Below are 15,015 nucleotides of genomic sequence, written 5' to 3'. Positions count from 1 at the left end.
AGTGCCTCGTTCGTCAGCAGACCTGCTGGCCGGCGCGATATGGCGATGCGCTGCAACCGAACCCGGATCCATATCTGATCCGGATGCCCTCGAAACCGTGACCGAGTGGGTCGCAGCGTCTGTGCCTGGGACAGTCGTTGGTGCGATACAGGCGGCGCAAACGGACGCCGGACGCACGAAGTCCGTTGCATCGTCGTCGGTTTCATCATCGTCTGTTGCATCATCGGACTGGTGGTTCGTGACTACCGTGGCCACGACCGGTGAGGGGTCGTGGCTGCTCCAGTTCGACGGTGTGACGGCGTTTGCCGATGTCTGGATCGGCGGCGTCCATGTCGCGTCCACTGAATCCATGTTCACGCCTGGGGAAGTGAGCATTCCGGCCGTAGTCGGCGCTGGTAAACGCGTCCAGGTCGCTATTCATTTTCATTCTCTGTCCGCGATTCTGAGATCGAGGCGTCCTCGAGGACGTTGGCGCTCGTCGATGGTCCGTGAACAGGGTCTTCGGTGGATCCGAACCACGATGCTCGGTATGGCTCCCGTATTCAGTGGCGTTCCGGTACCGGTGGGACCGTGGCGGGGTATCCGGTTGTTGGACAAGGGAGTTGCCGCCGTAGTCTCGGCTGTCAAGCACGCGAGTGTTGACGGCACAACCGGTCACGTTGCCGTCAGCGCTCGGCTCACCGGATTGCCGGCCTCGCTGGAGTACGTGACCGTGCGCGTCGGCGAACACTCGCGACAATTGGCTGTAATTGCCGGACCGGACGGATTCCTCGAGGTGTCCGGCGTCGTCGAAGTGCCGGACGCGCAGTTGTGGTGGCCGCACACTCATGGCGCTCCTCGCACGTATCCGGTGACGATAGAAACGATCGGAGTCTCCGAGCATCTCGGTTCAGTGGGCTTCCGGACGGTGGAGGCCGACAGATCCGATGGTGGATTCCGTTTGAATGTCAACGGCATCCGGGTGTACTGCCGTGGTTCGGTGTGGGTGCCGACCGACCCGATCTCGCTTCAAGACGACGCCGGCACCACTCGTGTCTTGGAACGCCTGGCTGAGGCGGGCCTGAACATGATTCGAATCCCGGGGACGATGGTCTACGAGAGCGACCACTTCTGGGAGGAATGCGCGCGACTGGGCATTCTCGTGTGGCAGGACATGATGTTGGCGACGCTTGATCCGCCCGATACCGACGAATTCTTCGAACTCGTCGCAGCAGAGGTCACCGCGTTCTTGCACAGAGTGCGTGGAAATCCCGCTTTGGCAGTCTTCTGCGGCGGCAGCGAGACCGAACAGCAGCCGACCATGCTGGGCTTGGTCGATCAACACATCCCGCTCATTCATTCGAGACTGCCGGAGCTGATCTCGGCGGTGGCACCTGAACTCGAATACGTGACGTCGTCGCCCTCGGCGCCTCGCGGGGGAGAGCAATTGGCAACGCATGTCGGAAGCGGGGTCGCTCACTACTTCGGGGTGGGTGCCTATCGTCGTCCACTGGCCGACGTGCTCAGCGCGCGAGTACGTTTTGCGACCGAATCATTGGCATTTTCGATTCCACCGTCGAATGCCGTGATCGAGAACGAATTCGGTTCGCTCGCCGTCGCAGGGCACCACCCGGCATGGAAAGCCGCGGTGCCGCGGGACAACGGATCGTCGTGGGATTTCGAGGATGTTCGGGATCACTACGTCCACGCGCTTTTCGGCGAAGACGCTCGTGAAGTCCGGTGGTCCGACCCGGAACGCTATCTCGACCTGGGGCGAGCAGCCGTATGTGAGGCGTTCGCCTCGACGCTCGGCTATTGGCGTCGCCCGGATTCTCGGTGCGACGGCGCCTTGACACTCGCACTGCGAGACCTGGAGCCCGGGCCGGGATGGGGGGTCCTCGATTGGAGCGGCAGCCCCAAGGCTCCGTGGTTCGTGCTCCGTAGGAGCGCCAAACCGATCGCGCTCCTCGTCACGGACGACGGTATGGACGGACTGAGGCTCGACGCGATCAACGAGACTGCCGAACCTGTCGTCGGCGAGATCAGGTTTCGAGCGCACAGTCGGTCAGGTGTCGTCCCAGTCGACGTCGCGCTACCGGTCAAGGTGGAATCGCACTCGAGTCTGACCTGGTCCGTGGACAGCCTTGTCGGCCGTTTCACCGACCTCACTCACGTCTTTCAGTTCGGGGCGCGGACATACGACGCCGTCACCGTCACGCTCGAAGACGAAGACGGCGAGATGGTGGACGAAGTGGTGCACCTCCTGGGGAGTCCGGCACGGCCCCTCGAGCGGTCGGTCGGACTTGTCGCCACGGCGCGCAACGTCGGCGACGAAGAGTGGGTAGTCGACGTCTCGACGGATGCTTCCGCCCAATACGTTGCCCTCGAACTGCAGGGCTTCGAGCCCGAAGACTCCTGGTTCCACCTCGCGCCGAACGGTCGCAGGACTGTATGTCTACGGAGAACCAGCCAGGCAACGAAGGTAATCGGCCGGGTTCGGGCGCTCAACTCTCACACCAGCGTGGCCGTGGCACCGCCGAGCGCACCGGCCACCCGATCTTCACCGGCCAAGCGGACGACGAAGAAGCCGAGCGTTACGGGAAACTGAACAGATCGGACTGCGCTGCGAGATCGCGCACCGATAGAATCGAACCGGCGCACAACTCTGCCTCGGTGGAGATCTTGCGCTCGGGCTGTGCGTCCGCAACCCGTCATCACTGTTCAGGAGTGCGTTCGTTGACTTCCTTGTCCTCTGCCCAGACTGCGCTCGCTGGACTCGCCGAGGTCGCCCTCGCAGACGCCGCGTTCACTCCAGTGATCGACTCGATCGGTGCGCCTGCCCTGGACATCGTGGCGCCGAAGCCGGCTCGACCATTCATCGCCGCTGCACTTGCCGCGCGCACTCCGGTGCTGCTGGTGACGGCCACCGGTCGCGAAGCCGACGATCTGACGTCAGAACTCACCGAGATGCTCGGTGGAGGCGTCGCGCAGTTCCCGTCGTGGGAAACATTGCCGCACGAGCGACTGTCGCCGAGCGCGGACACCGTCGGGCGACGGGTGGAGGTACTGCGCCGACTCGCCAGACCAGACGACGCCTCGTACGGCTCGCCTCTTCGGGTGATCGTGACCACGGTGCGCTCTCTCGTTCAGCCGATGGCGCCGGGTCTTGGCGAGATCGAGCCGATCACGTTGCGCGTCGGCACCGAGATCGATTTCGATTCTGTTCTGGTTCGCCTGGTGGAGATGGCGTACAGCCGTGTCGACATGGTGGGAAAGCGTGGTGAGTTCGCGGTCCGCGGCGGCATTCTCGACCTGTTCTCGCCGACGGCGGATCATCCGGTACGTATCGAATTCTGGGGTGACGAGGTATCGGAGCTTCGGTACTTCTCTGTCGCCGATCAGCGTTCGCTACCGGACGTCGACGTCGATTCCGTGATCGCGCCGCCGTGTCGTGAACTGATTCTGACAGCTGATGTTCGCGATCGAGCTGCGGCACTCGCTGCTGAGAATCAGGCTGACGCGTCGTTGGTCGAGATGCTGGACAAGATCTCGGCAGGCATCCCCGTCGAGGGGATGGAAGCTCTGCTCCCGGTTCTCAAACCCGGTGAACTGCAACTACTTTCCGATGTCCTTCCGGTAGGGGCACACATCCTTCTGTGCGATCCGGAGAAGGTGCGCACCCGCGCCACCGACCTGGTGCGCACCGGCCAGGAATTCTTGGAAGCATCGTGGACGGCGGCGTCGATCGGCGGCGCTGCACCGCTCGACACGTCGATCCTCAACGGCGGGGGAGTCGATCTCGGTGCCTCCGCATACCGGTCGCTTCGTCATGTTCGCGAATCTGCCGAAGCTGCCGGCCGTCCGTGGTGGACGGTCAGCCCGCTGGCGTCGGGAAATGGTGAAGAACTGGAAATCCCGGTTCAGGCGGCACCGCAGGTACGTGGTTCCGACGACCTGTTGGCCGAGCTGTTCGTCAGCCTCCGGGCACATGTGAGCACGGGCGGTCGCGCGGCGATCGTGGTGGCAGGCGCCGGCACAGCAAGCCGAGTCGTCGAGCGACTCGGTGAAGCCGAAGTGCCCGCCAAGATGCTCGATGGCGGAGCGACCCCTGCCCGCGGACAGGTCGCGGTGCTCCGCGGGTCTCTGCACGACGGACTGGTACTCGCCGGCGACGACTCGACGCCGGGGATGGTGATCGTCACCGAGTCCGATCTGACGGGCAACCGCGTTGCTGCGGTCGGCGACGGAAAGCGCTTGCCGGCCAAGCGCCGCAATCAGGTCGATCCCCTCGCGCTGTCTGCCGGGGACATGGTCGTGCACGATCAGCACGGTATCGGCCGGTTCGTCGAGATGGTCGAACGCACCATCGGCGGGGCGCGTCGTGAATACCTGGTCATCGAGTACGCGCCGAGCAAGCGTGGTCACCCGGGTGATCGTCTGTTCGTCCCGATGGAATCGCTCGATCAACTCTCCCGGTACGTCGGTGGAGAGTTGCCTGCGCTGAGCAAGCTCGGTGGATCCGACTGGGCAAACACCAAGCGTAAGGCCCGCAAGGCGGTTCGTGAGATCGCGGGTGAGTTGGTTCAGCTCTACGCTGCGCGTCAGGCGGCCCCGGGGCATGCGTTCGGCCCGGACACGCCGTGGCAGAAGGAACTCGAAGACGCATTCGCCTTCACCGAGACCATCGACCAGTTGACCGTCATCAGTGAGGTCAAGGCCGACATGGAGAAGCCGGTTCCGATGGACCGGGTGGTGATCGGTGACGTCGGGTACGGCAAGACGGAGATCGCCGTTCGTGCCGCGTTCAAGGCAGTCCAGGACGGCAAGCAGGTGGCGGTACTGGTCCCGACGACTCTGCTTGCACAGCAACATCTTCAGACGTTCACGGAACGAATGGCGTCGTTCCCGGTGAAGGTGCGAGGGCTGTCCCGTTTCACCGACGCCAAGGACTCGAAGGAAATCATCGCCGGCATGGCCGAAGGCGAGATCGACATCGTCGTCGGTACTCACCGGTTGCTGCAGACCGGTATTCGCTGGAAAGACCTCGGGCTTGTGATCGTCGACGAGGAACAGCGATTCGGAGTCGAGCACAAGGAACACATCAAGGCACTACGCACCCACGTCGACGTCCTGACGATGTCGGCTACCCCGATTCCTCGTACTCTCGAGATGAGCATGGCCGGGATCCGCGAGATGTCCACGATCCTCACACCACCGGAAGAACGTCATCCGATCCTCACTTACGTCGGCGCGTATGCGGACAAGCAGGTTGCCGCGGCCATCCGGCGTGAACTTCTGCGCGACGGTCAGGTCTTCTACGTACACAACCGTGTCAGCTCGATCGACAAGGCAGCCAAGAAGATCCGTGAACTCGTCCCGGAGGCTCGCGTCGTCGTCGCGCACGGTCAGATGAACGAGGACACTCTCGAAAAGACCGTGCAGGGCTTCTGGGAACGCGACTTCGACGTGTTGGTCTGTACCACGATCATCGAAACCGGTCTGGACATCTCGAACGCGAACACACTGATCGTCGAACGTGCGGACTCGCTTGGCCTCTCGCAGTTGCATCAGCTTCGCGGACGCGTCGGGCGTAGTCGTGAACGTGGATACGCATACTTCCTGTACCCGGCCGAAAAGCCGTTGACCGAAACGGCATACGACCGACTGGCAACGATTTCGCAGAATTCGGACCTCGGCGCCGGTATGGCAGTCGCGATGAAGGACCTCGAAATCCGTGGAGCCGGAAACGTTCTGGGCGCAGAGCAGTCCGGCCACGTCGCGGGGGTCGGGTTCGATCTGTATGTCAGGCTGGTCGGTGAGGCGGTCGAAGCCTTCCGGGCTGCAGCCGACGGCAAACCGATCACCATGGACGAGGGCACGAAGGAAGTCCGGATCGACCTACCGGTGGACGCGCACATCCCGCCCGACTATGTCACCAGTGACAGGCTCAGGTTGGAGGGGTACCGCAAGCTCGCTGCGGCAACTGATTCCGACGGCATCGCTGCCGTAGTCGAAGAACTGGTCGATCGCTACGGCCCACTGCCCGAAGAGGTTCGACGGCTGATCTCGGTGGCCAAGCTTCGACTGCTCTGCCGCGAGTACCAACTGGAGGAAGTCGCCGTCACCGGAACTCAGCTCAAGATCTCGCCGATGTCACTGCCCGATTCCAAACAGATCAGGCTCAAGAGGATCTATCCGAGCGCGCAGTACCGGGCAACGACCGGGCTCGTGCAACTCCCGCTGCCTCGCACCGGCGGAGTCGGCTCGGATCGCCTGCGGGACGTCGAACTACTTCAGTACATCGCGGACTTCATCCTGGCGATAGACGGGCGCGCCGCCGGTGCCGTCCTGGTCGAGGCGTGAGCACACGGTGAACGAATCGCCCGTCGTCGTACTGCTCGATCCTCTGCGGCCGCATGTCTTTCCGCTGGAGGCGCTCCCGTTCCTGTCCGGCGCGATCGATATCGACCCGGACGTTCCCGACTCGGTACGCGGCGCATTGCCGGCCACGACACCCGGCGCCGCGGTGACTGTGATGATGGACACCGCCGAGCCGAAGATCGAGGCGTTGTCTGCCGCTGGGGTAAAGATGATTCGCGCCGAACCCATTCACGGCGATCGACTGGTGGAAGCGGCGTCGATCATGGACCGGTTGTGGAATCGCGGCGGTTGGGAGTCGACCCAGACGCACGAGAGCCTGTCGGTTTACCTCGTCGAGGAGACCTATGAGGTACTCGACGCGATTCGAAGCGACGACGAGAGCGATCTCCGTGAGGAACTCGGCGATCTGTTGCTCCAGGTGTTGTTCCACTCGCGGATCGCTCAATCTCACGACGTTTTCGAATTGGACGACGTGGCCGGCGCATTGATCGCGAAACTTGTGCACCGCAGCCCGCACCTGGTCAGTTCCGGAGTGGTCGACATCGCTGAGCAAGAGCGGGCGTGGGACGCTTTGAAGGCTGCCGAGAAGGCGCGCGCGTCGTCCATGGACGGCATCGCTCGGTCGCAGCCGCCGTTGCTCCTCGCCGAAAAAGTACTGAGCAGGGCCGCCAAAGCCGGTGTGATCGAAAGCGCCGACGAAGCTGATCTGGAAGCTTTGATCGAACAGTGCCGACGCGCCGACACTGCACTCCTGGGCGCCCTGGACATGCTGATCGCCGACATTCGGATTCGTGAGGGAAGACGTTTCCAAAACGTGGAGGATTAGCCCACTTTGACGTAATTGCCCGGTAATCATCTGGCAACCGGGAAATAGCCTGGACTCGGTGAGTGCAGTTGAAACAAACCTAAGGTATGTTTACGTACGAAATGAGCAACACTGGGTCGTTTTGTCGCACGAAGTGGCCTTTGATCGGCAGTTATGTAGGGGGGTCCGATGACGGTTCGTTTCTGCACTGCGAGCAGCGAGGTACGGCAACCGGCGGGGTGTTGCCGTACCTGGAGGCTCGCAGTGGCTACCGATCAGCGATCCGCTGAATCCGTTCGACCCGCTGAAGTCATTCGAATGACTAGAAGGACTGATGGCAAATGAGCGTTCATGCTGAGGTGGAGAGCCGGTCGGCAGCATTGCAGGATTCCGCTCATGTCGGCACCGACTGGCGTCGGGCATACCGGAAGCGGATTGCCGTGAGCGATTCGATCACGGTTCTGTTCGTGATCGCGCTCGCACAGATCGGCAGCATGTGGCCGCATCCGATCGAGTGGCTGACACCACTCAAGGTGATTGCGTCTGCAGCGCTGGGAGGGCTGTGGATGATCGCGCTCGCACGCGGACGCAGCCGTCATCAGTCGATGCTGGGCGAGGGCAGCGACGAGTACGAGAAGGTGCTGCTCGCTACCGGCCAAGTCTTCGGAGTGGGCGCATTGGCCGGGATCATTCTCGGCGTAGGAATCGCGCGTAGCTATCTCATGATCGCACTGCCCGTCGGGCTCGCTGCGCTGCTTCTCGGGCGCTACCTCTGGCGACGCGACATTCGAAAGAAGCGTGCGAGCGGGGATTGCCGCAACTCGGTGCTGTTGGTCGGTGGACACGCGTCCGTCGTTGCTACTACGCGAGCCTTCGTGCGGGACTCCTCGGCAGGCTACGACGTTGTGGGAGCGTGCATTCCGCGTCGGGCGACCGCGCTGGACGATCACATCGTCGTCGACGGCGCAGCGGTCCCGGTATTGGGCAACGAGTTCGAGGTGGTCGAGGCGATGCGCGCAAGCGGCGCAGACACCGTCATCGTCACCGGAACCGAAGACCTCGGGCAGGTGGGCATACGCAAGCTGATGTGGGACCTCGAAGCCGAGGGCGTCGACATGGTGGTTTCACCGGTCGTAGCCGACGTGTCGAAGGCTCGCTTGATGTTTCGCCCGGCAGCAGGACTCCCGTTGATTCACGTTGCGCGACCGCGCTACCAGGGCGCCAACCGGCTTGCGCCCGCTGTTTTCGACGCGGTGTTCTCGATGCTGATGATCCTCCTCGTGGCGCCGGTCATGGTCGCCGCCGCCGCTGCGGTCAAGTTCACGTCGAAAGGCCCGGTGTTCTACAAGGCAGAACGCATCGGCCTCAACGGGAAACCGTTCCCTATGTTGAAGTTTCGTACCATGGTGGAAGGCGCCGATCAGCAGGTTGTCGATCTGATGGGGGACAACGAAGGCGCGGGAGGCGTGTTGTTCAAGATGCGGGAGGATCCACGAATCACGTCCGTCGGCAAGATCCTTCGTCGATTGAGCATCGACGAGCTACCACAGTTCTTCAACGTCATTCGCGGCGAGATGAGCGTTGTCGGTCCGCGGCCGCCGTTGCGGCGTGAGGTCGAGATGTACGACGACGAGGTTGCCCGGCGCCTGCTGGTCAAGCCTGGCATCACCGGTCTCTGGCAGGTAAGTGGTCGCAGTGACCTCTCCTGGGAAGAATCTGTTCGTCTCGACTCGTCGTATGTGGAGAATTGGTCTGCGGCGCAGAATATCTCGATCATCACCAAGACCGTATCCGCAGTGCTCAGGAGTGACGGAGCGTACTGACCGGCCAGAGGCAGTCAGCATTCCTGGAACTGGGCGCGAACATACCCGGCGGTTTGCCACACGTAGTTCGCGGCCCAGACCCAGACCGGAAGTGGTCGGGGGTCCGCGACTACGTCGATGTCACCGTCCCAGCAACGGTTGATGATGTAGCGACTGCGAGAGACATGGGGAACGAAGGTCACAACGATGACGCGCTTCCATCCCTGTGCCTCTGCGCGACGCCGAATCTCCTGTCCTTCACCACGCGTGGTCGACGGATCTGGCTTGAAACAGCTGACCTCGAAGTCGTAGGTTCCCTCGCATATCGCGTTGATCTTCGGATCATTGCTTCGATACGGATTCGAAAAGATGATCTGGGGCGCGTAGCCCTGCTCGGCCAAGGACAGTCCGTACTCTTCTCTGCCGTCGTGATCACCGCCGAGAACAACTATCGCGTCGGCCATTTCGGGTGTGTCGATCACCGGATCGACGTAGACCGGCCAGCCGGCGGCAGTGATTGCAGTAAGTCCGCCGACAATCCCGCTGAGAACGAGTATGCGTCGACGGACCTTGGGGCGAGTGGATTTCACAATTACTTCCTGTAGTGCAGATGTGGGAGCCGCTCAGAGCCCGTACTGGGTTTCGAGCACCGCACGAACGGCAGGCATTCCTAGTCGTTCGCGAGCAACATTTCGCGCGCGGGCGCCCATCTCTGCTGCGACGACGGGATCCTTCAAGAGCGACGAGATCGCCGCAGTCAGTGACTCGGTGGCGTTGTCGATCACGAGGCCACAGCGACCGTCGCGAATCAGTGGTGCGAGGCCACACGTGTCGGTGACGACTACGGGCAGTCCAGCGGCCATCGCTTCGAGTACGGACATTGGGAACGGCTCGTTCACGGAGGGCAAGACGTATACCGCGGCTTGACGAAATCGTGCGGCAGACTTGTCGAACGGAAGTGGGCCTTCGTACCGGATGACACTGCTGTGCCCGGAGCGGTCGATCAGTCGGTTGACGGCTTCTGCTTCGCCCTCATCCGGTCCGACTATCGAAAAGTGCGCCGTGTGTCCGCTGTCCAACAACTCTTTTGCGGCTTCGACGAAGACCTGGGGTCGCTTTCTTGCCTGTAATCGTGCGAGGTACAGGACCTCGGGCGGGTCGCATCTGTCCACAGGCGGCGACTCGAGGTCTTCCGCCTCCGGAATCCCGTTGTTGAGTTCCACCAAGTTGAGGCGACCGTCTCCGACAACGGACTGCAGGTCTGCATGTTCTCGTTCGGTGAGATAGAACACTGTCCGTGCGCGTTTGAGGACCGGGATCGTGAGAGCAGCGTCCAACGGTCTTGCCAGCAGCTTGTCTGTTTCGTCGATCATCCCGTGAGTCTGTGCGAAAACTGGAATGCCGTATGCAAGAGCCAACTTGGCGGCAGGAAGGGTCACCAGGTCGCGCGCGAGATGAATGTGCACGACGTCGAATTCTCGGATGTGCTTGCGAAGCCACACAAGCATCGACGGCGCGCCGATTCCCGCGTACCCGATCTTGGGGATCACGGTTCGCGCCGGAAACAATTTCAGAGCGATACCCTGCTCGCGTGTCGGGGGCACCGCGTACCCACGCTCACCTGCGACGATAGTTACGTCATGGCCATTGTCCTGCAATGCTTTCGACTGATTGAGGGCGACCCGGATAGGCCCTCCGTAAGCGGCGTCCGGTGAGAAGAGAGTGACGATCTGCAGTATCTTCATCGTGCAGTGCCGGCCCGTGGCGCCAACATCGTGGTTCCGGCGGAAACATCGGACGTCACCAAAGCCGTCGCGCCGACGATTGCGTTGTCCCCGATCGTTACACCTCGGAGTATCGTCGCGCGGGCGGCGATCCATGCCTGGTCGCCGATGACGATGGGGGCATTGTCGAACTCGAATGTGGGACTTCGGTGATCATGACTGCCCGTACACAGGAGGACATCCTGCGAGATAGCCGTGTTCGCCCCTATCGTGACGGGTTCGAGATTGAGTATCCAGGTTCCCTCGCCGATCCACGAGTCTGCTCCGACCGTGAGCTTCCACGGCCAGTGGATACGGACGCGGTGCCGAATCAGGACCCCGTCGGCGATGTCTGCACCGAACCGCCGGAGAACTGCAACGCGTATCCCGTTGGGGCACCACCAATGAGAAAGCAGTACACCGGAAATCACGAGCCAGGAGATTTGAACCAGCGGACCGCGTCCCTTGTCGTATCCGGCACCGGTGAATCCGGACAGAGTGCGGATTGTGCTCACAGTCGGACCGCTGCAGACGAGTCCCGTACGTGCTCGCGATACCAGGCAACGGTCGACTCGATGCCCTCGCGGGTTGTGATCTGTGGTTGCCAACCGGTGGCCATCAGTGTGGACACGTCGAGTAGTTTGCGCGGTGCACCATCGGGCTTGCTTGTGTCCCAGTCCATTCGGCCTTCGTATCCGACTGCTTCGGCCACAATGTTTGCGAGATCTTTGATGGTTTCGTCGTGACCGGTACCGACGTTGATGTGTCCGGACTCGTCGAAGGTGTCGAGTAGGTGAAGGAGTGCGTCGGCCAAGTCGTCCACGTGGAGGAATTCTCGACGTGGGCTCCCAGAACCCCAGTTCGTGACGGATTCAACTCCATCCTTCTTGGCTTGGTCGAGACGGCGGATCATCGCAGGAAGTACGTGCGAAACATTCTCCGAGAAGTTGTCGCCGGGTCCGTACAGGCTTGTCGGCATCGCCGAGATCCAGGGCAACCCGAACTGCCTGCGAACGGCCTGGACCTGGATGATTCCCGCAATCTTGGCGATCGCATATGCGTCGTTGGTCGGTTCGAGATGGCCGTTCAGTAATTGATCTTCGGTGATCGGCTGTGGTGCCAGGCGCGGGTAGATGCACGAGGACCCGAGGAACAGCAATCGACGCACGCCGTGCCGCAGCGCTGCGTCGAGCACGTTGGTCTGGATCTGGAGGTTGTCGGAGATGAAGTCGACCGGATATGTGTTGTTCGCGACGATTCCCCCGACCTTCGCGGCAGCCAAGACAACGCACGACGGTGTGGTGGCTTCGAAGAAGGCGAACACGTCTGCGCGGTTTCGCAGATCGAGTTCGGCAGATGTGCGGCCGATCAGGTCGGTGAAGCCACTCTGCTCGAGCTTGCGCCACAGCGCGGATCCCACTAGCCCCTTGTGTCCGGCGATGTATGTCGGGGCGCTGCGATCAAGAGGTGCAATCGATTTCGTCGTGATCATGAGAGCGAGATCTTCCAATCAGGGAGATGTGGCGTGTCGATCCACGGTGTGCCGGCATGTGCCAATGCTGCGATGTCGGCGTCCATCATGATTCGAGCCAATTCTGGGGTCTGTACTGTCGCTTTCCAGCCCAATTTGTCCTCGGCTTTGCCTGCGTCGCCGACCAGAGCGTCCACCTCTGTCGGGCGAAGGTAACGAGGATCGAATTTGACGTACTTCTGCCAGTCGAGACCAACGTGTTCGAATGAGGCCACGACAAAATCCTGGACCGTGAAGTTTCCTCCAGTGGCCAACACGTAGTCATCTGGTTCGTCGACTTGAAGCATCCGCCACATACCCTCGACGTACTCGGGTGCGTAGCCCCAGTCCCTTACCGCGTCCAAATTGCCCAGGTACAGCGAATCTTCGATCCCGGCCTGGATCCGTGCGACTGCACGCGTGATCTTTCTCGTGACGAATGTTTCACCGCGGCGGGGTGACTCGTGATTGAAGAGGATCCCGTTCACTGCGTGAATTCCGTAGGCCTCGCGATAGTTCCTGGTGACCCAATACGAGTACACCTTCGCAGCACCGTACGGCGATCGCGGATAGAACGGGGTGTCCTCGTTCTGTGGAGGCGGACTGGCTCCGAACATTTCCGAACTCGAAGCCTGGTAGAAACGGCACTGCAATCCCGACATGCGGACTGCTTCGAGCAAACGAATAGACCCGATTCCGGTTGTGTTGCCGGTGTGTTCGGGCTCGTCGAAGCTGACCCGCACGTGCGACTGCGCAGCGAGGTTGTACACCTCGTCTGGTGCGATCTTCGACAAGAGCGTGACGAGTCGTGCGCCGTCGGACAGGTCACCGTAGTGCAAGAACAGCCGTGCACCCTGTTCGTGAGGGTCCTGATAGAGGTGATCGATGCGTGACGTGTTGAAAGTTGATGCGCGTCTGATCAATCCGTGTACTTCATAACCTTTGGCCAACAACAGTTCTGCCAGATAGGAACCGTCCTGTCCGGTGATCCCTGTGATGAGTGCGCGTTTGGTCATCGAGCGTCAGCTGCCTTGTCTGTGTTCGTCGTCTTCGGATCCGAGTCGAGATGTGCGTCGAGATGTGTGACGTGTTGTTCCGAGTGGCTCGCGTGCTTACTCCGGCCGGCCACCAGGTCGCGGATCCACTGTTCGCATTTGTCGATGGACGCGGTTTTACCGACCGCGGTAGCGCAGTACCGGACCCCGGCGGCGCCAAGTCTGGCGGAGGTCTCCGCGTCGCCCGCGAGTTGTAGGGCCGCGGTGAGCAGGCCGGCGGGATCGCCGTTCTGCGTGACGACGCCGGCACCGGAAGCACGGATCTCGTCAGCAGTCGTGGATGCCACGTCGGTCGCGGCGACGATCGGGGTACCGCTGCTGAAGTACGACGTCAACTTGCTCGGCACTGCCATCCCGACGATTCCGGGTGCCTCGTTGACCAGTAGAACGTCAGCGGCGGCCATGGCAGTACGGAAGTCCTGGTCGTCGAGTGGACGGACGAAGTCGATTCGATCGACTCCCACTGCCGCGGCTTCGAGGTTCGGTCGCTGATTGCCGTCGCCGACCAGAACGAATCGGATGGGCAGATTCTGCTCGTCGGCGAGTCGAGCCGCCTCCACCACATTCTCCAAACCTTGCTTCACGCCCATGTTTCCGGTGTGCAGAACTATGGTTTCGTCGGGCGACCACCCGAATCTGGTGCGTGCGGCGGTGAGATCGTCCACATCGATCGGTGCCACATGCGTCCAGTTCCGAACGACGGTGACTCGTTCGCGTGGGACGTGAAGTTCGTTGACGACGTGGTCGACGAAACGGTCATGGACGACGGCGATTCCGTCGGCGGACTTCACGACAGCCGCCTCGAGCTTCGACGTTGCGCGGGCACTGCGGCCTGTCATCGCGCCGGTCTCCACGACGCCTTGTCCGTACAAGTCGTGGACCCAGACCCCGATGGCCGGACGTTTGGGCGTCAGCCGAGCACGTCCGAGGACCATCGCAGTGGCCAGCAATGCCGGACTGGTACACACGATCACATCAGGTGTGTTCCACCCGGAGCTGGCGGCACGTGCGCCGAAACTCAGCTCCATTTTGATTCGTCCCAATGCGTTCGGTGGGTTCGGCACGAAGTGGCGGCGTCGGTGAACATGAACGCCGTTCACGACCTCGTCTATCGACCGTCCCTGATACGAAGCGTCGATTTCCCATGCCGGATAGTGCGGGTACCCGGTGACAACGTGCACCTCGTGTCCGCGCTCACCGAGCGATTCGGCAAGGTCCGTCATGTACGGAGCTATCCCCGTGGTTTCCGGCGCGTAGTTGATGCCGAGGATTGTGATGTTCAGCGAGCCGACAGTGGCACTTGTCGGTAACTCGGGAGTCGCCGAATCGTCGACAGGGTGCTCGTGCATCTGGTCGGTCTGTGTACTGATGACGAACCTCCGGTTGGGAAAATGCGCGTTAAACAGTCAAACGGTTTTATTCAAGCTATTTAAGCGCCAGTAGGGCGGTTTATCAACCTGGTCAGCTGGATGGACTCGACAAAATGGGCGAATCGCCCTGGCGGATTCCGACATGCAACCGTCCGGACGACTGATTTAGCCGAAAAATAACTGGGTGGATGTGATTCTGGTGATAGTTGCGTCGAGGTGGGTGGTGTGCGTCCGGGCGGGTCCAGATTCTGCGCTCTCGCACCATGTGCAATTCTGTGCTCATGCAATGGTCTGCGTGAATGTTCGATCGCATTTTGACCGTCTTGCGGTTTGTTGTGTATTCGGCGGCA

Annotated in this window: 10 protein-coding genes; 4 read left to right on the top strand and 6 right to left on the bottom strand. The window is 61.5% G+C overall.

Going from position 1 to position 15,015, the window contains the following annotated elements:
* Position 1 precedes the first annotated feature (1 nt).
* The 4 genes from ACKAMS_RS19875 to ACKAMS_RS19860 all read left to right on the top strand — a co-directional run bounded on the left by ACKAMS_RS19875 (position 2) and on the right by ACKAMS_RS19860 (position 8,988).
* Positions 2-2,587, top strand: a complete 2,586-nt coding sequence (locus ACKAMS_RS19875; RefSeq protein WP_113683192.1) for a glycosyl hydrolase 2 galactose-binding domain-containing protein — start codon at positions 2-4, stop codon at positions 2,585-2,587.
* Positions 2,588-2,715: 128 nt separating this feature from the next.
* Positions 2,716-6,342: a transcription-repair coupling factor gene (mfd, locus tag ACKAMS_RS19870; protein ID WP_031331022.1), complete on the top strand. Its 3,627-nt coding sequence runs from the start codon at positions 2,716-2,718 to the stop codon at positions 6,340-6,342.
* Positions 6,343-6,349: 7 nt separating this feature from the next.
* Positions 6,350-7,186 carry a MazG family protein gene (locus ACKAMS_RS19865; protein WP_259121050.1) on the top strand — a complete coding sequence of 279 codons (837 nt, stop codon included), beginning with the start codon at positions 6,350-6,352 and terminating at the stop codon, positions 7,184-7,186.
* 320 nt (positions 7,187-7,506) lie between these two features.
* Positions 7,507-8,988, top strand: coding sequence for a sugar transferase (locus ACKAMS_RS19860; RefSeq protein WP_060939761.1), 1,482 nt, complete (start codon positions 7,507-7,509; stop codon positions 8,986-8,988).
* Positions 8,989-9,002: 14 nt separating this feature from the next.
* Here ACKAMS_RS19860 and ACKAMS_RS19855 read toward each other — a convergent pair whose 3' ends face one another.
* Genes ACKAMS_RS19855 through ACKAMS_RS19830 form a run of 6 tightly spaced genes read right to left on the bottom strand, consistent with a single transcriptional unit; the run spans position 9,003 to position 14,644 of the window.
* Complete coding sequence (locus tag ACKAMS_RS19855; RefSeq protein ID WP_029255883.1) at positions 9,003-9,557, bottom strand: YdcF family protein; 555 nt, start codon at positions 9,555-9,557, stop codon at positions 9,003-9,005.
* A gap of 33 nt (positions 9,558-9,590) precedes the next feature.
* Entirely contained in the window at positions 9,591-10,712 is a 1,122-nt protein-coding gene (locus ACKAMS_RS19850; RefSeq protein ID WP_029255882.1) for a glycosyltransferase, read from the bottom strand.
* The gene (locus ACKAMS_RS19845) at positions 10,709-11,245 is read right to left on the bottom strand and encodes a DapH/DapD/GlmU-related protein (protein ID WP_283383915.1); all 537 of its coding nucleotides are present in this window, start codon (positions 11,243-11,245) and stop codon (positions 10,709-10,711) included. The genes ACKAMS_RS19850 and ACKAMS_RS19845 overlap by 4 nt, the downstream gene beginning before the upstream one ends.
* Positions 11,242-12,222 carry a GDP-L-fucose synthase gene (locus tag ACKAMS_RS19840; protein WP_133727856.1) on the bottom strand — a complete coding sequence of 327 codons (981 nt, stop codon included), beginning with the start codon at positions 12,220-12,222 and terminating at the stop codon, positions 11,242-11,244. The genes ACKAMS_RS19845 and ACKAMS_RS19840 overlap by 4 nt, the downstream gene beginning before the upstream one ends.
* Positions 12,219-13,256, bottom strand: coding sequence for a GDP-mannose 4,6-dehydratase (gene gmd / locus ACKAMS_RS19835; RefSeq protein ID WP_133727855.1), 1,038 nt, complete (start codon positions 13,254-13,256; stop codon positions 12,219-12,221). The genes ACKAMS_RS19840 and gmd overlap by 4 nt, the downstream gene beginning before the upstream one ends.
* On the bottom strand, positions 13,253-14,644 hold the full coding sequence (locus ACKAMS_RS19830) for a glycosyltransferase family 4 protein (RefSeq protein ID WP_408989418.1): 1,392 nt from the start codon (positions 14,642-14,644) through the stop codon (positions 13,253-13,255). The genes gmd and ACKAMS_RS19830 overlap by 4 nt, the downstream gene beginning before the upstream one ends.
* Positions 14,645-15,015 lie beyond the last annotated feature (371 nt).

This window comes from Rhodococcus sp. 5A-K4, from assembly GCF_046097995.1.
GTDB classification, from domain to species: domain Bacteria; phylum Actinomycetota; class Actinomycetes; order Mycobacteriales; family Mycobacteriaceae; genus Rhodococcus_F; species Rhodococcus_F erythropolis.
The sequence above is the reverse complement of the archived record's forward strand: the minus strand, read 5'-3'. Positions and strand labels throughout refer to the sequence as shown.